The sequence below is a fragment of the Gluconacetobacter entanii genome (assembly GCF_013155425.1).
GTDB classification, from domain to species: Bacteria; Pseudomonadota; Alphaproteobacteria; order Acetobacterales; family Acetobacteraceae; genus Novacetimonas; species Novacetimonas entanii.
On record NZ_JABJWD010000125.1, the window covers coordinates 1 to 247 of the forward strand.

Annotated in this window: 1 protein-coding gene; it reads left to right on the plus strand. The window is 55.9% G+C overall.

The genetic code is table 11. The annotated features are described in order from the left end of the window. Position 1 precedes the first annotated feature (1 nt). Positions 2 to 247, plus strand: a 246-nt coding sequence (locus tag HNH97_RS18495; protein WP_244949514.1) for a transposase, incomplete at its 3' end; no start/stop codon positions are given.

Below are 247 nucleotides of genomic sequence, written 5' to 3' on the forward strand. Positions count from 1 at the left end.
ACTGACAGACGCCCAATGGGCGAAAATGGAACCGCTGTGCCTTGGCAAGAAAACAGATCGCGGGCGCAGCGGGCAGGACAACCGTCTTTTCATCGAGGCAGTCTTATGGATTGCCCGGACCGGCAGCCCATGGCGGGATCTTCCGACGTATTCCGGACATTGGAACTCGGTCTATTCCCGTTACAGCGACTGGATGAAAGCCGGTGTTTTCAAACGGCTTTTTGAAGCGGTTTCTGACGATGCCGAC